The organism is Corallococcus exercitus, from assembly GCF_042231735.1.
GTDB lineage: Bacteria > Myxococcota > Myxococcia > Myxococcales > Myxococcaceae > Corallococcus > Corallococcus exercitus_B.
In genome coordinates, this window is record NZ_CP102577.1 from 205,040 (window position 1) to 226,944 (window position 21,905).

Here is a 21,905-nt window from a genome sequence, read left to right on the forward strand (position 1 = left end):
CCTCGGAGGGGCGCTCAGTCCGAGCGCCCCGGCAGGTTCCGCTTCAGCTTATTGAACAAGCGTTGCGCCAGGGGAACAGAAGTCTCCTGGGCGGCAGTCTTTGGCGGCGTGATGGGCTGCGTCCTGGCGGTCGAGGCAGCGGTCGGCACCACGGGCGCGAGCTGCGAGGCCACCTGCTCCAGCGTGTTGAGCAGGAGCGTGCGCGGGTGCAGCTCCTGGTTCAGCTCCTTCCGGACGCGCATCACCACCTGGAACGACAGGAGCGAGTGCCCGCCGATGTTGAAGAAGTTGTCGTGCACGCCCACCTGCGCGATGCCCAGCACCTCCCTCCAGATGCGCGCCAGGTGCTGCTCCGCCGGCGTGCGCGGCGCGACGAAGGCGTCCTCGACGGGACGCGTGGTGCCCGCCGGGGGCGGCAGGGCCTTGCGGTCCACCTTGCCGTTCGGCGTGAGCGGCAGCGCCTCCAGCTCCACGAAGTGCTGCGGCACCATGTACTGCGGCAGCTGCGTGCGCAGGTGCTTGCGGAGCTCCGTGTCCGTGTAGGCCTGTCCCGGCTTCGTCACGAGGTACGCGACGAGGCGGCGGTCGCCCGGGCGATCCTCGCGCACGAGGGCGACGGCCTGGGCCAGGGACGGGTGCGAGGCCAGCGCCGCCTCGACTTCGCCCAGCTCGATGCGGAAGCCACGCAGCTTCACCTGCGAGTCATTGCGGCCCAGGTACTCCACCGTGCCGTCCGCCAGCCACCGGGCGAGGTCGCCCGTGCGGTACATGCGCTCGCCAGGGCGGAAGGGGTTGGGCAGGAAGCGCTCCTGCGTCAATTCCGGCCGGTGCAGGTAGCCCAGCGTCACGCCGTCGCCGCCGATGTACAGCTCGCCCGCGACGCCCACCGGCACGGGGGCCAGGTGCGCGTCGAGGAGGTAGAGCTGGGTGTTGGCGATGGGGCGGCCGATGCGGATGGAGGAGAGGGGAGGCTGCACGCGCCAGGTGGTGGACCAGACGGTGGTCTCCGTGGGGCCGTACATGTTCCAGAGGCTGGCGACGCGGGCGAGCAGCGCCTCGGCCAGCTCTCGCGGAAGGGCTTCGCCGCCGCACAGGGCCTTGAAGCCCGGACGCGGCTGCCAGCCGGCCTCCAGCAGCAGGCGCCAGGTGGAGGGCGTGGCCTGCATGACGGTGACGGCGTTGGCTTCCAGCGCCGCCTTGAGCAGCGCGCCGTCGGAGGCGGTGTCGCGGGAGGCGAGCACCACCTGGGCACCGGTGGTGAGGGGCAGCAGCAGCTCCAGCACGGCGATGTCGAAGGAGAGCGTGGTGACGGCCAGCAGCACGTCCTGCGAGGAGAGGCCCGGGGCCTCCTGCATGGTGCCCAGGAAGTTCACCACCGCCCGGTGCGGCACGCGCACGCCCTTCGGCTTGCCCGTCGAACCCGACGTGTAGATGACGTACGCCACAGCTTCGGGCGTGACGCCGGGAACCTCGGGGGCCGTGTCCGCCTGCGACGTGGTGTCCTCGACGAGGAGGGCCTTCGCCGTGGTGGAGGGCAGGGTGCCCTGGATCGCGCGCTGCGTGACGATGAGCGACAGCTTCGCGTCCTCGACCATGAAGGACAGGCGCTCGGGCGGGAAGCCGGGGTCGAGCGGCACGTAGCCCGCGCCCGCTTCCAGGATGCCCAGCAGGCCCACCACCATGTCCGGACCGCGCTCGGTGAAGAGGCCGACGAGGCTTCCCGGCGTGACCCCCTCCTGCTTGAGCGCGTTCGCCACCTGGTGGCTGCGCTGCAGGAGCTGACGGTAGGTGAGCGTCACGGCGCCGGAGCGCAGGGCCACAGCGTCGGGCGTGGCCTGGGCCTGCGCGGCGACGAGCGTGTGGACGAAGGCGCTCCGGTCGAACGGCCTCTCGGTGGCGTTCCAGTCCACCAGCACACGCTGCTTCTCCGCCTCGGGCAACAGCGGCAGGCTCGAAACGGGGACTCCCGCGTCGGACAGCGCGGCCCGCAGCAGCGTGCGGATCTGCTCGAGCATGCGGACGACGGTGTCCCGCTCGAACAGGTCGGTGTTGTAGTCCATGCCGCCGACGATGCCGTTGGCCGTCTCCTTCACCCAGAAGCTCAGGTCCAGTGGCGTCGCGTGCGCGTGCACGTGCACCTGGCCGTAGGTGAGGTCACCCAGGCTGGAGCCACGGTTGCGGACGTCCTGGAAGGTGAAGAACGTCTGGAACAGCGGCGTGCGGCTCAGGTCGCGCTGCACCCCCAGCTGCTGCATCAGCAGCTCGATGGGCATGTCCTGGTGGCCGAACGCCTCCATGCACGTGGTGCGCACGCGCTCCAGGAGCTGCCGGAACGTCAGCTCCGGCGCCAGCTGCGTGCGCAGGACGAGCGTGTTGACGAAGAAGCCCAGCAGGTCCTCGACCTCCGGATGCGAGCGGCCGCGGATGGGCGTTCCCACGACCAGGTCTTCCTGGCCGCTGTAGCGGTGCAGCAGCGTCTTGAACGCCGTGAGCAGCACCATGTACAGCGTGGCGTTGGACTCGCGGCCCAGCTTCGTGAGCGCGTCCACCTCCGCGCCGGTGAGCACGAAGGGCTCGGTGCCGCCCTTGAGGCTCATCTGCGCGGGGCGCGGCTTGTCCGTGGGCAGCTCCAGCGCGGGCAGGTTCCCGGAGAGCTTCCCCTTCCAGTAGCGCGCCTGGCGCTCCAGCTCCTCGCCCTGGAGCCAGTTGCGGTGCCACTCGGTGAAGTCCGCGTACTGGATGGGCAGGGTGGGGAGGTGGGGCTCCTGGCCCCGGGTGAGCGCGGAGTAGATGATGTCCAGCTCGCGCAGGAACACGTCGAACGACCACCCATCCCAGATGAGGTGATGGGGCATGAAGAAGAGGACGTGCTCGGTGGCACCCAGCCGGAACAGCGTCAGCCGGAACAGCGGCGGCGCCGTGATGGGGATGGACTCGTCCGCCAGCGCCTGGAGGCGGCGCAGCAGGTCCTCCTCGCGCGTGTTCGCGGGGACGGACTCCAGGTCCACCGGCTCCAGCTCCACCGTCAGCTCCGGAGCCACGTGCTGCACCGGCGTGCCCTCATCCCACCGCACGAAGGTGCGCAGGGACGCCTGGCGCTCCAGCAGCTTGTTGAAGCTGAAGCGCAGCGCGCCCACGTCCAGCGCGCCGTGGAGGCGGAACGCGGAGGGCAGGTTGTAGACGGCGGTGCCCGGGTTGAGCTGCTCCAGGAACCACAGCCGCTGCTGCATGAGGGACAGCGGCGCGGGCTCGGTGCCGGCGCGGGGCGAGATGCGCTGCGCGGGGCTCGCGGCCCCATCGTCGCCGCGCACCAGCCGGGCCAGCTTCTCCACGGTGGGCGCCTCGAACATGCGGCGCAGCGTGAGGCTGACGTCCAGGTCCCGGCTCGCGCGCGTGAGGGCCTGCGACGCCAGCAGCGAGTGGCCGCCCAGACGGAAGAAGTCCGCCGTGACGCTCACCCGGCGCAGCCCCAGCACGTCCGCGAAGATGGCCGCGAGCTTCTGCTCCGTCTCGTCGCGAGGCGCGACGTAGGCGTCCTCCTGCGACTCCACCTGCGGCGACGGAAGGGCCTTGCGGTCCACCTTGCCGTTCGGCGTGAGCGGCAGCGCGGGTAGGGCCACGAAGTGCTGCGGCACCATGTACTCCGGCAGCCCCTGCTTGAGGTGCGCGCGGAGGACTTCATCCGAGGGCGTCGTCTGCCCGGGCCGGGCGATGAGGTACGCGACGAGGCGACGGTCGCCAGGGCGATCCTCGCGCACGAGGGCGACGGCCTGGGCCAGGGACGGATGCGAGGCCAACGCCGCCTCGATTTCGCCCAGCTCAATGCGGAAGCCGCGCAGCTTCACCTGCGAGTCATTGCGGCCCAGGTACTCCACCGTGCCGTCCGCCAGCCACCGGGCCAGGTCGCCCGTGCGGTACATGCGCTCGCCAGGGCGGAAGGGGTTGGGCAGGAAGCGCTCCTGCGTCAGCTCCGGCCGGTGGAGGTAGCCCAGCGTCACGCCGTCGCCGCCGATGTACAGCTCGCCCGCGACGCCCACCGGCACGGGGGCCAGGTGCGCGTCGAGGAGGTAGAGCTGGGTGTTGGCGATGGGCCGGCCGATGCGGATGGAGGAGAGGGGAGGCTGCACGCGCCAGGTGGTGGACCAGACGGTGGTCTCCGTGGGGCCGTACATGTTCCAGAGGCTGGCGACGCGGGCGAGCAGCGCCTCGGCCAGCTCACGCGGAAGGGCCTCACCGCCGCACAGGGCCTTGAAGCCCGGACGCGGCTGCCAGCCGGCCTCCAGCAGCAGGCGCCAGGTGGAGGGCGTGGCCTGCATGACGGTGACGGCGTTGGCTTCCAGCGCCGCCTTGAGCAGTGCACCGTCGGAAGCGGTGTCGCGGGAGGCGAGCACCACCTGGGCACCGGTGGTGAGCGGCAGCAGCAGCTCCAGCACGGCGATGTCGAAGGAGAGCGTGGTGACGGCCAGCAGCACGTCCTGCGAGGAGAGGCCCGGGGCCTCCTGCATGGTGCCCAGGAAGTTCACCACCGCCCGGTGCGGTACGCGCACGCCCTTCGGCTTGCCCGTCGAACCCGACGTGTAGATGACGTACGCCACGGCCTCCGGAGAGACGTCCTGCGCAGGCAGCGCGGACTCCGGCTGCGACGCCGTGTCCTCGATGAGCAGGGGCTTCACGCTGGTGGACGGTAGGGCCGCCACCAGGGCCTGCTGCGTGAGGATGGTGGAGAGCTTCGCGTCCTCGACCATGAAGGCGAGGCGTTCAGCCGGGAAGCCAGGGTCCAGCGGCACGTAGCCCGCGCCGGCCTCGAGGATGCCCAGCAGCCCCACCACCATGTCCGCGCCGCGATTCGTGAAGAGGCCGACGAGGCTTCCGGGGGCAACGCCCTCCTGCTTCAGCGCATGCGCCACCTGATGGGCGCGCTGGAGCAGTTGCTGGTACGTGAGCGTCACGGCGCCGGAGCGCAGGGCCACCGCGTCGGGCGTGGCCCGGGCCTGGGCGGCCACGAGCGTGTGGACGAAGGCCTCGCGGTCGAACGGCTTCGCGGTGGCGTTCCAGTCCACCAGCACGCGCTGCTTCTCCGCGGCGGGCAAGAGCGGCAGGCGCGACACGGGACTTTCCGCGTCGGCGACCACGCCGCGCAGCAATTCTTCGTAACACGCCATCCAGCGGCGGACCGTGGAGCCGTCGAAGAGGTCGGTGTTGTACTGGCACTCCAGCACCACGCGGCCATGGGCCTCGGCCGCGTTGATGAAGAGGTCGAAGTTCTCGAAGTGGCGCGGGTTGCTCGCCAGGGTGCAGGTGAGGCCCTGGAACGCGAGCTGCTCACCCGTGACGGCCTGGTCCACGTTGAACAGCACGTTGACCAGCGGCAGCCGGCTGGGGTCGCGCGGCAGCGCCAGCTGCTTGAGCAGCGTGCCGAACGTGTACTCCTGGTGCTCGTAGGCATCGAGCATCGTGGTGCGCAGCTGCTTGAGCACCTGCGTGAAGGGCGCCTCCGCGGCGACGTTGCTGCGCAGGGGCAGCGCGTTCACGCAGTGGCCCACCAGGTCCTTCAGCCCGGCCACGGACTGGCCCGCGGCGGGGATGGCCACCACCACGTCTTCCAGCCCCGTCAGCCGGTGCAGCAGCGCCTTGAAGCCCGCCAGCAGCGTGGTGAAGAAGCTGCCGCCGTGGCGCGCACCCACGCGCTTGAGCTGCTCCACGAGCGCGGGCTCCAGGACGTAGTCCTCACGCCGCGAGCTGTACGTCTTGGACGGCGGACGGCGCTTGTCGAGCGGCAGCTCCAGCACCGGCAGCGTGCCGGAGAACTGCTTCAGCCAGTAGCGCTCGTGCTCCGCGTACTCCGGCGTCGTGGCCAGCTGCGCCTGCGCGCGCGCGTAGTCGCTGAACGTGGGCGCGGGCGAGAGCGTGGGCGGGGTGCGCCGCACGTGCGCCGAGTAGAACGCCGCCAGGTCGCGCAGCATCACCGCCATGGACCAGCCGTCGCACACGATGTGGTGCGCGGTCAGCGTCAGCAGGTGCTCCTGGGCGGACAGCCGCGCCAGGCGCGGGCGCAGGAGCGGCCCGGTCTCCAGGGGCAGCGGTGTCTCCACCTCGTGGGTGACGAGCTCGCGGACGCGGGCGTCGCGCTCGGAGGGCGGCAGCGCGTCCAGCGACACGACCTCCAGCAAGAGGGGCGTGGCGGCGGCGACGCACAGCGTGAGGCCATCCGCGCTGAACGTGGTGCGCAGCGCTTCGTGCCGCGCCATCAGGTCCTGGAGCGCGGCGCGCAGGCCCTCGACGTCCAGGGGGCCTTGCAGCCGCACGGACATGGATTCGTTGAAGGCGCACGACGCGTCCGGGCCCATCTGCACGCCGGTCCACACCTCGCGCTGGGGCTCGGTGGACGGCGCGGTGAGCAGCAGCGCGGGCCCGGCGAAGGGATCGAAATCGTCGGGCAGGTCCTGCGTCGGGGAGTCGGGGGTCTTCATCGGGTCTCGCTCAGCTTGACGAACTTGCCGGGCACCGTGGGGTGCGGGACGAACCAGGCGGGGTTGCCCTGCGGATCACGCCCCAGGCGGGCGCCGGGGACGGGGGGCTGGTTGGAATCGAACGCGGCGGGGGCCTGCGGCTGGGGCCGCGCCGTGCCGGGCAGGAAGCCCGCGTCCTGCAGCTCCGTGACGCTGTCCTGGAACGCGGTGATGAGGCGCTGCACGTCCGCATCCGAGTGCGCGGTCGTGAAGAAGCACGGGAAGCCATCCCAGATGTGGATGCCCTTGTCGCGCAGCAGGCAGAACAGCAGGTCCGCGTTCGCGACGTCCGCCGTGACGAACGTCTTCCACAGCGACCCGAAGTGCTTGATGCGCAGCGGGGCGCCCACCTCGTCGAAGAACGCGTTGAGCGTGCTGGCGAGCCGGTCCGCCTTGGCGCTCACGCTGCGCTGGAGCTCCGGGCCCGCGGCCTTCATGTGCTCCAGCGCGGCCTTCGCGGCGGCGAGCGCCAGCGGGTGGCGCACGAACGTGCCGGCGAAGTACGTCACACCCACGGTGGGCACGGAGTCGTCACCGAACTGCCAGTGGCCGCCGTCCAGCGCGTCCATGAACGGGCGCTTGCCCGCGATGACGCCGATGGGCATGCCGCCGCCCACGACCTTGCCGTAGGTGGCCACGTCCGCCTGCACGCCGAACACCGCCTGGGCACCGCCCGGGTGCATGCGGAAGCCGGTGATGACCTCGTCGAAGATGTAGACGGAGCCGGACTTCTGCGTGAGGTCGCGCAGCTGGTGCAGGAACTCGCGCGGCTGGAAGTCCGGGCGGCGGCTCTGCACGGGCTCCACCATGATGGCCGCCAGTGAGTCCGCGCGGGAGCGCAGGATTTCGAGCGACTCCGGCGTGCCGTAGTCCAGCACGAGCACGTCCTGCACCGCGCCCGCCATGATGCCCGGGGCGGCCGGCACGGTGCGCAGGCTCTTGGTGCCGCGCACCAGCACCTCGTCGAAGATGCCGTGGTAGCTGCCGGAGAAGATGGCCACGGTGCTGCGGCCGGTGACGGTGCGGGCGATTCGCAGCGCGCCCATCACGGCCTCGGAGCCGGTGTTGCAGAGCGCCGCGCGGTCCGCGCCGGTGAACTCACAGACGAGCTTGGCGACCTCGCCGGCCAAGGGGTGCATGGGCCCCAGCTCGTAGCCGTCGTCCACCTGCTTGTGCACGGCCTGGGTGATGAAGTCCGGCGCGTGGCCGAACATCACGGAGCCGAAGCCGTTGAGCGCGTCCAGGTACTCGTTGCCGTCCACGTCCCAGAGCTTGGAGCCCTTGGAGCGGTTCACGGCCAGCGGGTAGATGAGCTCCTTGAGCAGCGGACGGAAGCCCGTCACCACGCGCGGATCCGACAGCTGGCTCCGGTTCTCCTGGGCGGAGCGCTTGGAGCCCTGCGTCTTCGTCGTGTAGCGGCGGGTGAAGTCCTCCAGGAACGTCTGCTGGCGGGGCGTGAGCGAGTCCTTCGGCGCGAGGCTGATGCGCGCGATGGCGCCGAAGGCCTTCTTCACGTCGTACTTCACCGGGCCCTTGAGGTCGGCCTCATCGGACGCGGCGGCCGGGGCGGGCGCGGGCTGCGTGGCCTGGGGCTGCGCGGCCGTGTTCTGCGAGGCCTGCGGCTGCGCGGCCACCGGCTCGGACGGGGCCTGCGCGGCGGGAGCCGGGGCGAAGGACTGCGGGGCCAGCGCCTGCGCGGGCTGACCGGATAGGAGCGCGAGCTGCTGGGTCATCAGCCAGAGCTGCTGCGCGACGACCGCCTGGAGCGTCCCAGCGGGTGCTGCCAGCGCCTGCGCCTGGAAGGCACCTGCCATGGCCTGCGCCGGGAACGCGGCACCCGCGGGCATGGCCTGCGCCGGGAACGCAGCGCCGGCAGGCACGCCCTGCGCGAAGGCACCCCCAGCAGCCGCCTGCGCCGGGAACGCGGCGCCCGCGGACGTGGCGACCTGCGGCTGGCCGAGGATGTTCGCGGTGAGCTGCGCGGTCGGCGCGGCGGCGGCCACCGGCGCGGCCTCCGGGGGCATGCGGCCGTCGAGGAACGCGGCGAGCTGGCCCAGCGACGGGACCTCCTCCAGCAGCTGCCGGAACGTCACCTTCACGCCGAACTGCTTCTGCACCGCGAGCGCCGCCTGCGTCAGCACCAGCGAGTCGAGCCCCAGCTCCAGGAAGCTTGAGCCCGGATCCGCGTCGGCCAGCTCCAGGCCGCTCAGCTCCTCGAACAGGGTGCGCAGGGTGGGGACAAGACGCTCGGCACGGGGAACAGGGGCGGGACTCACGGCGACTCCGGTGGAGGGTGTGGGGGCGGGCACGGACGCCCGCTCGAGGTCGATCCAGTGGCGCTGCCGCTGGAAGGGATACGTAGGAAGGGTGACGCGCTGGCGCTGCTCGTCGGCGTGGAAGGCCCGCCAGTCCAGGGCCACGCCCCGGCGCCAGAGCTGGCCCGCGGCGTTGAGGAGGGCGCTCCAGTCGGCTGCGTCGCCGCTGGACTCGCCCAGGGAGGTGAAGACCCGCGAGCGCTGGTCGGCCGTGGCCTGCTGCCGCGCCAGCGTGGCGAGCGTCACGCGCGGGCCCACCTCCAGCAGCAGGTGGTCGCCCTTGTCCCAGAGCGTGCGCAGCGCGGGCGAGAAGCGCACCGTGTCGCGCAGGTGCCGCGCCCAGTACTCGGGCGACGTCGCCTCGGAGGCCTTCAGCCACGTGCCCGTCGCCGTGGAGACGATGGGGATGCGCGGCTCGGACAGGCGCATGCCCTTCACCGTCTCCAGGAACGGCGCCACCGCGGCGTCCATCATCGGCGAGTGGAACGCGTGCGACGTCTGGAGCAGCCGGCACGGGGTGCCCTCCGCCTCCAGCGCGGCCTGGAGCCGCTGCACGGCCTCCGTGGGCCCGGACACCACGCACAGGCGCGGCCCGTTGTCCGACGCGATGGCCAGCCCGTCCGTCAGCCGGGGCGCCACCGCGTCCGCGGACAGGCGCACCGACAGCATGCTGCCCGGCGCCTGCGCCTGCATGAGCAGGCCGCGCTTCGCCACCAGGTGCAGCGCGTCCTCCAGCGTGAAGACGCCCGCGAGGCACGCGGCGACGAACTCGCCCACGCTGTGGCCCACGAGCGCGTCCGGCCGCACGCCCCAGCTCCACCAGAGCTGCGCGAGCGCGTACTCCACGGTGAAGAGGGCCGCCTGCGCGAACGACGTCTGGCGCAGCGCCTCGGAGGCCTCGGGCGACTCGGGGGCCTTCGGGAAGAGCACCTCGCGCAGGTCGCGCCCGAGCAGCGGCTTGAGCACCTCCGCGCACGCATCCACCGTGGCGCGGAAGGCCGGCGCGTGGCGGTACAGCCCGTGCGCCATGTCCGGATGCTGCGAGCCCTGACCCGGGAAGAGGAACGCGACCGGCGGCGTGGACTCCAGGCCGGAAGCCTCCGGCTCGGCCGCCGTCAGCGCCCGCACGGCCTCCTCCTGCGTGCCCGCCACGACAGCACGCCGGAACGGGAACGCCTTGCGCCCCGTGGCCAGCGTGTGCGCCACGTCCGCGAGCGATTCCTCCGGATGCGCCTGGAGGTGCGCGGCCAGCCGCTGCGCCGCCTGCGTCAGCGCCGCGGGCGTCTTCGCCGACAGCGTCAGCAGCTGGCGCGGCTTCGAAGGACCGGAGGCCGGACGCTCCGGCGCCTCCTCCACCACGACGTGCGCGTTGGTGCCGCCCACGCCGAACGAGCTCACGCCCGCGCGCAGGGGGCCCGTGCCCTCCGGCCAGGCGGAGCGCTTCGTCTGGACGAAGAAGGGGCTGCGCGGAAAGTCGATCTTCGGGTTGGGTGCCTGGAAGTGCAGCGTCGGCGGCAGCTCGCGGTGCTTGAGCGCGAGCACCGTCTTGAGCAGGCCCGCCACGCCCGCCGCGGCGGTGAGGTGGCCGAAGTTGCTCTTCACCGAACCGATGGCGCAGAAGCCCGTGTCCGCGGTGTGCGCGCGGAACGCCTGCGACAGCGCCTCCACCTCGATGGGGTCGCCCAGCGGCGTCGCCGTGCCGTGCGCCTCCACGTAGCGGATGGTGCGTGGGTCGATGCCCGCGTTCGCGTGCGCCGTCGCGATGGCGGTGGCCTGGCCCTCCACGCCCGGCGCCGCGAAGCTCACCTTGGCCGCGCCGTCGTTGTTGATGCCCACGCCGCGAAGCACCGCGTGGATGACGTCGCCGTCCGCCTGCGCGTCCGACAGGCGCTTGAGCACCACCGCGCCCAGGCCGTCGCTGAAGAGGGTTCCGGTGGCGTTCGCGTCGAAGGGCCGGCAGTGCCCGTCCTGGGAGAGCATGCCGCCCTCCTGGTACAGGTGGCCGGACTTCTGCGGCACCGTCACGGACGCGCCGCCCGCCAGCGCCACGTCGCACTGGTGCGTCTGGAGCGCCCAGAAGGCCTGCGCCACCGCGACCAGCGACGTGGAGCACGCGGTGTTGAGCGACAGCGCGGGCCCGCGCAGGTCCAGCTTGTGCGCGACGCGGGTCGCCACGTAGTCCTTCTCGTTGGCGACCATCGCCTGGAAGGCGCCCACCCGGCCCACGATGTCCTGCCGGGGCAGGACGTGCAGCGGCCCATAGCTGTTGTTGTGCGTGCCCGCGAAGACGCCGATGAGGCCGGGATACGTCTCCGGCACGCAGCCGGCGGACTCCAGCGCCTCCCACGCCGTCTCCAGGAACAGGCGCTGCTGCGGATCCATCACCTGCGCCTCCTTCGGCGTGATGCCGAAGAAGGCCGCGTCGAACAGCTCCACGCCGTCCAGGATGCCGCGCGCCCGCACGTACTCGGGGGCGTCACGCTCGGCGGCGGGGACGGACGCATCCACCTCCTCGCGCGTGAAGGTGGCGACGGACTCCACGCCGCCCACCAGGTTCTTCCAGAACGTCTCCACGTCGGGCGCGCCGGGGAAGCGGCCCGCCATGCCGATGATGGCCACCGGCTCCGCGCCGCCCGCGGCCTGCTGGCGCTTCGCCTGCCGTGCCTCCGCCAGCTGCTTGAGCGACGGGCGCGACGCATCCCCGCTCAGCACCGCCGCCAGCTGCGCCACGGTGGGGGACTGGAACAGCTGGACGATGGGGATCTCCAGCCCGTGCGCCTGCCGCAGCCGCGCCACGCACTGGAGCGCGAGCAGCGAGTTGCCGCCCAGCTCGAAGAAGCTGTCGTGCACGCCCACCCGGTCGATGCGCAACAGCTGCGCCCACGCCTCCGCGAGCGTGCGCTCCAGCGGCGAGCGCGGCGCGACGAACGCCTGCTGCAGCTCCGGCCGCGTGGGCAGCGGGGCGGGCAGGGCGCGGCGGTCAATCTTGCCGCTGGGCGTGCGCGGCAGGGCCTCCAGCAGGACGAACGCGGAGGGCACCATGTAGTCCGGCACCCGCGTGGACAGGTGGCGCCGCAGCGCCCCGGCCGCGTGCTCCAGCGTGCCGTCCGGGACGACGTAGGCGACCAGCCGCTTGTCGCCGGGCACGTCCTCGCGCGCCACCACCGCCACCTGCTTCACCGCCGGGTGGCTGCCGAGCGCGACTTCAATCTCGCCCAGCTCGATGCGGTAGCCGCGCACCTTGACCTGGCCGTCGATGCGGCCCAGGAACTCCACGTTGCCGTCCGGCAGCACTCGCGCCAGGTCGCCCGTCTTGTACGCGCGCTCGCTGGTGCCGGGCTTGAGCGGGTGCGGCACGAAGCGCTCCGCCGTCAGCGCCTCGCGGTGCAGATAGCCGCGCGCCAGGCACACGCCCGCGAGGTACAGCTCGCCGGACTCGCCGTGCGGCACGGGCTTCTTCTGCTCGTCCAGCACCAGCAGCTCGCAGCCGTCCAGCGCCTTGCCGATGGGCGGTAGCGCGGGCCACGCGTCCGGGGAGCCCCGGAGCACGTAGCTGGAGACGACGTGCGTCTCCGACGGGCCGTAGTGGTTGTGCAGCGCGCAGCCCGGCAGCGCGGAGAAGAACGCGCGCAGGTGGTGCGTCACCTGGAGCTGCTCGCCCGCGGTGACGACCTCCCGCAGCGACGGCGGCACCTTCTGGTGCGAGGTGGCGATCTCCGCCACGTTCTGCAGCGCGATGAAGGGCAGGAACAGCCGCTCCACGCGCTCGTCGGCCAGGAGCTGCAACAGCAGCACGGCGTCCAGCCGCAGCGCGTCCCGCACCAGCACCAGCGTCCCGCCGGAGCACCAGGTGCCGAACAGCTCCTGGAACGACACGTCGAAGGACAGCGGGGAGAACTGCAGCGTGCGCGTGCCCGGCCCCGCGATGGACTGGCCCAGCTGCCACGCGATGAGGTTGGCGAGCGGCCGGTGTCCCATGGCCACGCCCTTGGGCGTACCCGTGGAGCCCGACGTGTAGATGGCGTAGGCCAGCCCCTCCAGGCTCGACGCGTCCACCGGCGAGGCCGGGGCGTCGGCGGCGAAGAGGGCAGGGGATTCATCCAGGCACAGCACCGGACCCGCGAAGGCAGGCAGGCCCGCGCGCAGCTTCGCCTGGGTGAGCAGCACCGGCGCCTTCGCGTCCTCCAGCATGAAAGCCAGACGCGGCGCGGGGTAGGCCGGATCCAATGGCAGATACGCGCCGCCCGCCTTGAGCACGGCCAGCACCGCCACCACCATCTCCACCGAGCGCTCCAGGCACACGCCGACGAGCACGTCCGTGGTGACGCCCAGGCTGCGCAGGTGGTGCGCGAGCTGGTTGGAGCGACGGTCCAACGCCGCGTACGTCAGCCCCGCGCCCTCGAACCGGACCGCCTCGGCGTCAGGCGTCCGGGACGCTTGCGCAGTGAAACGCGCCACCACTGTCTGCATGAGCGCTGCATCCACGGACATATCCCCCACGGTCATCCGACCTTCCGGTTCCGAACACTTGAAATTGATGTGGATGGGAGAGGCCGTCCAACCCGGTCATGCAGCATGCCATGCCTGGAAAGGAATGATCGCGCCCGGGCAGATTCCTTACAGCCGGACGGCCTCTTGGCCGCCCTCCAGCCATCGCATTCAGAGAAAGCGCGAAAAGAACGCCAACACCCTGCGTGGATATTCTTCCGGCGAGGCCTGGAGGTAGCTTTCGTGCCCCGCCCCCGGCACGCGCCACTTCTCCCAGGGGCCTTGACCTTGGCGCAGCAGGTCATCCAGCGCGGCGTCCGGCACCCAGGGGTCCATCGCGCCGGCCACCAGCAGGACGGGACGGCCCGCCAACGCGGCCATGTCCCGCGCGGGTTGGACGGCGTTCACGTCCACGCCCGCGCGCTTCATCACCCCCAGCGCCGGCCACAGGCCCAGGGGGCCCCAGTGTCCCAGCTCATCCTGGAGCGCCTGCGCGGGAGCGACGGCCGCGGCCTCCACCACCACGGCCTTGAGGCGCGGATCCTCCGCCGCGGCCTTCAGCACCGAGTAGCCCCCCAGCGAGAACCCGAGTGCGCCGATGCGCTTCGCGTCCACCTCCGGCTGACGCGTGGCGAAGTCCACCGCCGCCCGCACCTGGGCCGCCTCGCGGTCCCCGTAGGTGGACACCGTTCCGTCGCTCTCCCCATGGGCGCCCAGGTCGAAGAGCACCAGCCCGTACCCGGCCTGCGCCAGGAACCGGGCCTCGGGCAGGAGCTGCGTGCGGTTGCCTGACAGGCCATGGACCAGGACGACGAGCGCCCCGTCGCGCGGCGGCAGGTACCAGCCCTTGAGCTGGAGGCCGTCGCGGTCCTGGAACGCCACGTCGCGCAGGCCCGCGAGCTCCGCTTCCCGCGGAGGGCTCCCCACCGGCTGCCGGGGCGGGTGCACCTCCTGGGAGATGTAGCGCGCGCTGCGCACCGCGACCCACGCCGCCATCGCCAGCAGGGCCACGCCGCCCAGCACCAGCCCGGCGACGAGCGGACGCTTCACGCGGACTCCCGCGCCACCCACGCGTCGATCTTCGCCTCCAGCACGTCCAGCGGCAGCGAGCCCGTCAGCAGCACCTGATCATGGAAGGCCTTCACGTCGAAGCGCTTGCCCAATGCGGCCTCCGCCCGGTCGCGCAGGGCGCGGATCCGCAGCTGGCCGACCTTGTACGCCAGCGCCTGGCCCGGCCACGCGATGTAGCGGTCCACCTCGTTGGTGACGTCCAGCTCCTGGCGCGGCGCGTTCTCCATGAAGAAGTCCAGCGCCTGCTTCCGCGTCCACCGCTTCGCGTGCAGGCCGGTGTCCACCACCAGCCGCACCGCGCGCCACATCTCGTAGGCCAGCTGGCCGAACTTGTCGTGCGGGTCGTCGTACAGGCCCAGCTCGTCGCCCAGCGACTCCGCGTAGAGCGCCCAGCCCTCGTCGAAGGCCACGTAGGACGTGAAGCGGCGGAAGTCCGGCACGTCGGTCTGCTCGGAGGCCAGGGACACCTGGAAGTGGTGGCCGGGCACGGCCTCGTGCAGCGTCAGGGGCACCATCTCCCAGACGGGCCGCGTCTCCGGCCGGTAGAGGTTCACCTGGAAGGTGCCCGGCCGCGAGCCGTCCGCGGAGGCCGGGAAGTAGAAGCCCGTCGTCACGTCCGGGGCCATGGCCTCCGGGATGGGTTCGACGACGTAGGGCTTCTTCGGCATCGTGCGGAACAGCCGCGTGAGCAGCGGGTCGATGCGCTTCGTCAGGGCCCGGTAGCGCGCGAGCAGCGACTCACCCGTGGGCTCGTAGAAGCGCGCTTCCGTGCGCAGCTTCTCGAAGAAGGCCTGCCGCGTGCCGGTGAAGCCCGTGCGAGCCATCACCCCGTCCAGCTCCGCGCGCAGCCGCGTCACCTCCGCGAGCCCCATCGCATGGATTTCTTCGGGCGTCAGCCGCGTCGTCGTGTGCCGGCGCGCGAGCACCGTGTACATCGCCTCGCCGTCCGGGAACTGCCACACGCCCACGGTCTCCGGGGCCGCGGGCAGGTACTCCGTGGTGACGAAGTCCAGCGCGCGCTGGAGCGCGGGGACCACGGTGTTCGCGATGGCGTCACGGCCCGCCTGCTGGAGCCTCCGCGCGTCCTCCGCCGGGATGTCCTTGGGCATGCGGGTGAAGGGCCCGTAGAAGCCGCTCCGCGTCGGGTCCTTCACCACCTGCCGCTCCAGCTGCGGCGGGATGCGCTGGAGCACGATGCGCGGGTGGATGCGGTGCTGGCGCATGCCCTCGCGCATCAGCGCCACCACCTGATCCGCGTAGGCGCCGAAGCGCTCCAGCCGCTTCACCCAGTCCTCGTAGTCCCGCACCGTCTCGAAGCGCAGGGTGTCCGCGAGCTGGTACGCCGTCTGGAGCCCCGGCGGCTGCTTGAGCCCCTCCGGCAGGCCGCCCATCTGGTTGAGGGGCAAGAGGTGTGACTTCACCCCGTACTCCTCAATCCACGTCTCGTGCATCCGGCGGAAGAGGTCCAGGTGCAGCCGGTCCGCGTCGCTGTCCAGCCCGGCGCGGTCCACGTCCTGGAGCCGGCGCAGCACGTCCTGGCTGTGCCGGTGATCCGCCTCCAGCGCGGCGAGGCTCAGGTCGTCCCACCTGTCATTCCAGCGCCGGTCCCCCAGCAGCGACGCATAGGTGGGGTACTGCTGGAGGGAGTACTGCCACTCCGCTTCGAGCAGGGCATGCAGCGAAGCGGAGGCGGCACCGCGCCGGGGGACGGACTCGGATGACATGGACGGACTCCGGAGTGGGAAGCGCGACTAGACGAACAGCGAAGGATCGAACTCGTCCACGTTGACCGGCAGGAGCCGGGGCAGGGGACGCTGGAAGACGCGGGCGTTGAGCTCCAGGTCCACGACCTTCAGGCCCATCGGGGTGAGCTCGCGGAAGCGCTGGCTCACGTACTCGCGCAGGCCCAGCACGGCGACCTGGCGCTTCTCCTCCAGCAGGGGCTTGAGCGCCTCCGCGAAGTCCGCGCCGTCGTGGCTGGCCAGGCCCACCGCCGCTCCCGGGCGCTGGGTGCGGATGTTCTCCAGCAGCTTGAGGATGCCCAGGTCCACGACCTTCTGATCCGGCCGGCCGTGCAGGAGCGCGACCTCACAGCCCGCGGACTTCAGCGCGCGCACGAAGCCAATCATCGCGTCCGGCAGCTGCTCCCCGCGCGCGTTGAGCACCACCACGCAGCGCACCGGCTTGGGGAAGTAGGTGTCGCAGAAGGCGACGAGCCGGTCGAACTGCACCCGGTCCTGGGGCTCGGGCTTGCGCCCGACGATGTTGGAGACGGCCCAGTCGACGTTCTCGGCGTCGATGAGGACGTAGGATGCGGCGGCGGGACGGGCGGATTGCATGGCGGACACCATACGCGGGCTGCTGGCCGTTGTGGGTTTTCATCGACCCATGCGAATCCGTTGGAACTCCTCCAACAGCAGCTCCGACACGCGCCGCACGCGGGGAATATCCAGCGCGGACCTCGCGCACACGAGGTGCGTCTGGCTCCGGGAGAAGGGGCCCAGGTCCAGCTCCAGGGGGACGAGCTGCGTCGGGCGTGTGAAGCGGTGCGCCATGCGCGCCATCACCATGGCGCCCAGGCCGGCCTCCGCCGCCGCGAGCATCACCAGGTAGCTGTCCGCCGTGAAGGACGGGCTGAAGCCGGGGACCATCGACTCCAGCTGGGGGTTGGGCGGGACGGCTTCGAAGGGCGGCGCCCACGCCACCCAGGGCAGCTGCTGGAGCGTGACCTTCTTGGGCAGCCGGGCCTTCAAGGCCTTGGACACGAAGACGGCGTTGGGGACCTCCAGCGTGTCCACGAGCTTGAGGTCCGCGCTCGTGGGAGGCCGCCCGCGCAGCGCGAGGTCCGCCTCGCCGCGCCCCAGGTCCAGGTACTGAACCTGCGACTGCACCTCCAGGCGCAGGCCCGGGTGCTTCTGGGCGACGAAGGCGGCGAAGGGGGCCACGAAGTCGAAGCTCAGGTAGGGCGTGGCCGTCACGCGCACGATGCCCCGGGGTGAGCTGTCCGCGGACTCCGCCGCGCGGTGCAGCTCTCCGGCCCACTCCGCCATCTTCTTCGCGGGCACGAGCAGCCGCTCACCGGCGGAGGTGAGCGCCGCGCCATCCACGCTCCGGCGGAACAGCGCCGAGCCCACCGCGTACTCCAGCGCGGCCAGCCTGCGGCTCACCGTGGGCTGACCGATGCGCAGCCGCCGTGCCGCCGCGCTGAAGCTGCCCGTCTCCGCGATGGCGAGGAACAGCCGGGCGTCGTCCCAGGAGATATCCATGAATGGATGGCATCATGCCGTTTTCGTCAATTTCCATCCACGGGTGCATCCCGCATCTTGCCGCCTGTCCCGAACGCCCGGTGCCCCGGGCCGGCAAGAAGGAGTCCCCGCCATGAAGTCCTCCCTGCTCGCGCTCTGCCTGTCCGTCGTGGGTTTCACCACTGGCTGCGCCACGTCCTCCCATGCCGTCCAGAAGTCCGCGCTCGGCGTGACGCGGCCCGCGGATGCGCTGCTCGCGCAGCTGGACGCGCCGGGACCGGTGGAGCTGGAGACCGTGGCGTCGTGCGACTGGGCCGTGGACCGGAGCGGTCTCATCAACCTGGACCACCCGGTGGCGGAGGCGGCGCACCTGGAGGACGGGGACGAGCCCATCCAGGTCTTCTTCCACGCGCTGCGCCACCCGACGCGCGGGCTGTACATCGTGGACACCGGCGTGGAGACGGCGCTGCGGGACGCGCCCGAGCGCTCGGCGTTGCGAGGCGTCGTGGCGAGCGCGATGCACATGGAGAAGATGAAGGTGCTGGCGCCGCTGGGCGAGTGGCTGGCGAAGCAGCCCCAGCCGCTCTCCGGCGTCTTCCTCACGCACCTGCACCCGGACCACATCAGCGGCATGGCGGACGCGCCGGCGGGGACGCCCGTCTTCACCGGCCCGGGCGAGGCGGGCAGCCGCGCCTTCGTGAACCTGCTGGTGCAGGGCGCCACGGACCGCGCGCTGGAGGGCAAGCCGGCGTTGTCGGAGTGGAACTACACGGCCGACCCGAAGGGCCTCTTCGACGGCGCGGTGGACGTCTTCGGGGACGCTTCCGTGTGGGCGCTCTGGGTGCCGGGGCACACGCCGGGCAGCACCGCGTACCTCGTGCGCTCCACGAAGGGGCCGGTGCTGCTCCTGGGAGATGCCAGCCACACGCGCTGGGGCTGGGAGCACGACGTGGAGCCGGGCACCTTCACGCAGGACGGGCCCCGGAGCGTGGAGAGCTTCAGGAAGCTGCGCGCGTTCGTCGCCGCGCACCCGCAGGTGGAGGTGCGCTTCGGCCACCAGCACTGAGGCCCTCCAGGCCTCCCCGGAACGCGCGGCGGTAGGCGAGGGGGCTGGTGGTGACGAAGCGCTGGAAGTGTTCGCGGAAGGTGGTGAGCGAGCCGAAGCCCACCTTCTCCGCGATGGCCTCCACGGACTGGCCGGTGGTCTCCAGCAGGTGCTGGGCGCGGCGCACGCGGGCGTGGAGGAGCCACTGGAGGGGCGTGGTGCCGGTCTGCTCCCGGAAGCGGCGGCTCAGGGTGCGCTCGCTCAGCGCGGCCTTCCGGGCGAGGGCCTGGAGCGTGAGGGGCCGGTGCAGGTGGTCCTCCATCCAGTGCAGGAGCGGCTCCAGCGACGCGCCTTCGGGCGCGGGGGGCACGTGGGTGATGAACTGGGACTGGCCGCCGTCCCGCTCCAGCGGCATCACGGCCAGCCTCGCCGCGTCCGCCGCCACCGCGGCGCCATGGTCGCGCCGCACCAGGTGGAGGCAGAGGTCCAGCCCCGCCGCCGCGCCCGCGGAGGTGAGGAGTTGGCCGTTGTCGACGTAGAGGACGTTCGGATCCACCTGGATGGCGGGATGGCGCCGGGCCAGCTCCTCCGCGGCCATCCAGTGCGTGGTCGCGCGCAGCCCGTCGAGCAGCCCCGTCGCGGCCAGGAGGAACGCCCCCGTGCAGATGGACGCGATGCGCGTGCCCCGGCCAGCCGCCGCGCGGAGCGCCTTCAAGAGCGCGGGAGGGACGGGCGCGGAGAGGTCCGTGATGCCGGGCAGGAAGATGGTGTCCGCGCGCGCCAGCGAGCCCAGGCCATGGTGGGTCTTCACCCGGAACGCGCCCGCGTGGACCTCCGGGGTCAGGCCGCAGACGCGGACCTGATAGCCGGGGCCCCCGAAGGGCAGCCGCACGTGGCGGAAGACCTCGGTGGGAATCGAGAGGTCGAAGGGCACCACTCCATCCAGCGCGACGATGGCCACGGTGTGCATGGCGGGAAGATGCCAGGGCGGGGTGTTCCCGCCAAGGCGGCCCATGGCGGGAAGTCGTCGAAAGATGGCGTTTCCGCCACTCACGGTGCGGGGAGGGCGTGTGGCATATGGGCGGGGTGTGACGGATGCACGGTGAGGGTTTTCGCGTGTTGATCTACCGCTTGCTGCTCCTGCTGAAGTTCGTGGGCGTGGTGCTCTACGGGGGTGGGCTCGTGGGGGCGCTGGCCGCGACGACGTCGCAAGACCGCAAGCGCGCGGTGCACGCCATCGCGTCGCCGGGGCTGGTGGTGACCTGGACGGCGGGCTACCTGCTCACGCTCCAGTTCAACCTCGCGTTGACGGAGGCGTGGATACTGGGCGGGCTGGCGCTGTCGCTGGTGTCGCAGCTGTCGCTGGTGGCCATGGCGACCCGCGAGCGGCGCACGCTGCCGGGCGCGCTGATGGCCGCGGTGCCGTTCTTCCTCGTCCTGGTGTTGATGGTCTTCCGGCCGCGCTGGCCCTGGGTGGACACATGAGTGCGCTGAGACAGCTGCGGTGGGTGGCCTTCCTGGAGGGGATGTCCTTCCTGGGGCTGCTCTTCATCGCGATGCCGGTGAAGTACCTGCTGGGGCAGCCCCTGGCGGTGAGGGTCGCCGGAAGCATCCACGGGCTCCTCTTCCTGCTCTTCGTGTCCTCGCTGTTCCGCGCGGCCTCCGAGCACGGCTGGCCGGCGCGCCGTTCCTTCGCGGCGTTCGGTGCGTCGCTGGTGCCGTTCGGGACCTTCGTGCTGGACCGCGCGCTGCGGCGGGAGGAGCAGCGCGCGGGTGACCACAGCACCACTCAGTCGCAGGAGCTGCCTACCGCAGGCGGAACGAGCCCTCGGAGATGATCAGCAGCTCTACGCTGGTGTTCGCCTTGGCGCCGAAGGCCGTCAGGGTGGCGGTGGCGTTGCCTCGCACCGCGGCGTCGTAGGTGGTGAAGGCGTTGACCACCGCTTCAGAGAGCGCCGTGGCGGAAGCCTTGCCGGACTGCTCCAGGACGCTGCCCAGCGTGGCTTCGAGCACCACGCCCGCCTGCGCTCCCGCGTGCACCGAGGAGTCGAAGGCGAGCTGGTTGCTGCTCGTGACCCCCAGGTACGTGCCCATCACGGATGCGCTGCCGCCGGTGGCGAGCTGGGCGTCGTAGGACGTCCATGCCGTCGCGGCGTCACCGGCCGAAGAGGCGCCGGAGAGGTTCGTGCGCAGCGCCATGGCGGCCGTGTTCGCCTGGGCCAGCACCGTGTCGGTGGCACTGGCGCCCTGGAGCAGGGCCTTCACGGCGGCCTCGGTGGCGCGCGCCTCCAACGCGGCGGCGGCCCGCATCGACGCGTCCGCGACCGCGATTCCCGCGCCCGTCGACAGCCGAGCCTCCACCGCCATGCGATAGGCCACGCTGGCCTCGCGCTCCGCTTGCTGGTCCTGCACGTCGTTCGCCTGGGGCGTGGCCGCGCGCACCTCCGCGAAGAACGTGTCATACGCCTGCGCCGCCTGCCCACCCGTGTCCAGCGCCGCGTCCAGCTTCGCCGCCGCGTCCAGTGACGCGCTGAAGAGCTGGTCCTGCGTGATGACCACACCCGCACGGGCATACGCCTTGATCCGCGTCGCCTGCGCCGCGCGCACCGCCGCGCCGAGCGCCTCCACCGACTCCGTCGCCGTCTCCTTGAGCTGACCGCGCACCGCCGTCGCCTGCTCCACGTTCAGCCGCGCGCGCAGGTCCACCGTGTCCACGCCGCCCGGTGCCTCTCCGTCCCGCACCATCTGGACGTAGACCTCCGCCTCCAGCGAGGACTCGCTGGTGATGGGCGGCGCCGTGCGCACGTCCTGGCCGGACTGCGGCGCCGTGGAGTCCAGCAGCGCGGAGCCCACCGTGATGCCGGACTTGTTCACCGCCTCGATGATCAGCCGCTGCCCCGCGTCGTCCAGCTCCAGCGTGTAGCTGCCGTCCGCCGCGACGTCGGCCTCGGCCAGTGTCGTCAGGTCACCCGCCGCCAGGACGCGGCTGATCCGCACCGTGGTGGTGGCCGCCGCCGTCCCGTCGCCCCCCAGCGCGGGCGCGCCGTCGGTAAGCCCCTGCGACTGCTGACCGCCACCGTTGGTGACGTGCCCCCGGACCTGCACCTTGTCGCCGCCGCCACAGGCCGCGAGCCACAGACCTACGACTGCACCCAGCACCACTTCACCCGCGCGACGCGTCCGCATGTGTAGGGAACCCCCGCCGGGCTCGAACCCGCCTCGGCATTGGAGG

11 protein-coding genes are annotated in these 21,905 nt (G+C 71.9%); 3 read left to right on the forward strand and 8 right to left on the reverse strand.

All coding sequences use genetic code 11. The features are described 5' to 3' along the window. Window positions 1-14: 14 nt before the first annotated feature. From NR792_RS00920 to NR792_RS00945, 6 genes are all read right to left on the reverse strand, one after another. Window positions 15-6,470 carry an amino acid adenylation domain-containing protein gene (locus tag NR792_RS00920; RefSeq protein ID WP_375758188.1) on the reverse strand — a complete coding sequence of 2,152 codons (6,456 nt, stop codon included), beginning with the start codon at window positions 6,468-6,470 and terminating at the stop codon, window positions 15-17. Further along, window positions 6,467-13,282 carry an amino acid adenylation domain-containing protein gene (locus NR792_RS00925; RefSeq protein ID WP_375758189.1) on the reverse strand — a complete coding sequence of 2,272 codons (6,816 nt, stop codon included), beginning with the start codon at window positions 13,280-13,282 and terminating at the stop codon, window positions 6,467-6,469. Before NR792_RS00925 ends, NR792_RS00920 begins: the two co-directional genes overlap by 4 nt. 201 nt (window positions 13,283-13,483) lie before the next feature. Then, entirely contained in the window at window positions 13,484-14,362 is an 879-nt protein-coding gene (locus tag NR792_RS00930) for an alpha/beta hydrolase (protein WP_375758190.1), read from the reverse strand. Further along, complete coding sequence (locus NR792_RS00935; protein ID WP_375758191.1) at window positions 14,359-16,107, reverse strand: DUF885 family protein; 1,749 nt, start codon at window positions 16,105-16,107, stop codon at window positions 14,359-14,361. The genes NR792_RS00930 and NR792_RS00935 overlap by 4 nt, the downstream gene beginning before the upstream one ends. Window positions 16,108-16,134: 27 nt before the next feature. Beyond that, a complete protein-coding gene (locus tag NR792_RS00940; protein ID WP_375758192.1) occupies window positions 16,135-16,722 on the reverse strand; it encodes an NYN domain-containing protein in 588 nt (195 codons plus the stop codon). 39 nt (window positions 16,723-16,761) lie between these two features. Next, entirely contained in the window at window positions 16,762-17,649 is an 888-nt protein-coding gene (locus NR792_RS00945; protein WP_375758193.1) for a LysR family transcriptional regulator, read from the reverse strand. Between the two features lie 112 nt (window positions 17,650-17,761). On the opposite strand from NR792_RS00945, the gene NR792_RS00950 reads away from it, so the two are divergent. Then, window positions 17,762-18,694 carry an MBL fold metallo-hydrolase gene (locus NR792_RS00950; RefSeq protein ID WP_375758194.1) on the forward strand — a complete coding sequence of 311 codons (933 nt, stop codon included), beginning with the start codon at window positions 17,762-17,764 and terminating at the stop codon, window positions 18,692-18,694. On the opposite strand, the gene NR792_RS00955 is transcribed toward NR792_RS00950, so the two are convergent. Continuing rightward, complete coding sequence (locus NR792_RS00955; RefSeq protein WP_375758195.1) at window positions 18,627-19,643, reverse strand: GlxA family transcriptional regulator; 1,017 nt, start codon at window positions 19,641-19,643, stop codon at window positions 18,627-18,629. The genes NR792_RS00950 and NR792_RS00955 overlap by 68 nt on opposite strands. A gap of 146 nt (window positions 19,644-19,789) precedes the next feature. Here NR792_RS00955 and NR792_RS00960 point away from each other — a divergent pair, with 146 nt between their 5' ends. Next, complete coding sequence (locus NR792_RS00960) at window positions 19,790-20,158, forward strand: hypothetical protein (protein WP_375758196.1); 369 nt, start codon at window positions 19,790-19,792, stop codon at window positions 20,156-20,158. Continuing rightward, complete coding sequence (locus NR792_RS00965; RefSeq protein ID WP_375758197.1) at window positions 20,155-20,511, forward strand: DUF3817 domain-containing protein; 357 nt, start codon at window positions 20,155-20,157, stop codon at window positions 20,509-20,511. Before NR792_RS00960 ends, NR792_RS00965 begins: the two co-directional genes overlap by 4 nt. Here NR792_RS00965 and NR792_RS00970 read toward each other — a convergent pair. Beyond that, the gene (locus NR792_RS00970; protein WP_375758198.1) at window positions 20,480-21,859 is read right to left on the reverse strand and encodes a hypothetical protein; all 1,380 of its coding nucleotides are present in this window, start codon (window positions 21,857-21,859) and stop codon (window positions 20,480-20,482) included. The two genes, NR792_RS00965 and NR792_RS00970, sit on opposite strands and share 32 nt — an antisense overlap. Window positions 21,860-21,905: the final 46 nt, after the last annotated feature.

Coding starts and splice junctions, on each gene's coding strand:
- NR792_RS00920 (WP_375758188.1), bottom strand. CDS start 6,470: ATGAAGACCCCCGACTCCCCGACGCAGGACCTGCCCGACGATTTCGAT.
- NR792_RS00935 (WP_375758191.1), bottom strand. CDS start 16,107: ATGTCATCCGAGTCCGTCCCCCGGCGCGGTGCCGCCTCCGCTTCGCTG.
- NR792_RS00940 (WP_375758192.1), bottom strand. CDS start 16,722: ATGCAATCCGCCCGTCCCGCCGCCGCATCCTACGTCCTCATCGACGCC.
- NR792_RS00945 (WP_375758193.1), bottom strand. CDS start 17,649: ATGGATATCTCCTGGGACGACGCCCGGCTGTTCCTCGCCATCGCGGAG.
- NR792_RS00950 (WP_375758194.1), top strand. CDS start 17,762: ATGAAGTCCTCCCTGCTCGCGCTCTGCCTGTCCGTCGTGGGTTTCACC.
- NR792_RS00955 (WP_375758195.1), bottom strand. CDS start 19,643: ATGCACACCGTGGCCATCGTCGCGCTGGATGGAGTGGTGCCCTTCGAC.
- NR792_RS00965 (WP_375758197.1), top strand. CDS start 20,155: ATGAGTGCGCTGAGACAGCTGCGGTGGGTGGCCTTCCTGGAGGGGATG.
- NR792_RS00970 (WP_375758198.1), bottom strand. CDS start 21,859: ATGCGGACGCGTCGCGCGGGTGAAGTGGTGCTGGGTGCAGTCGTAGGT.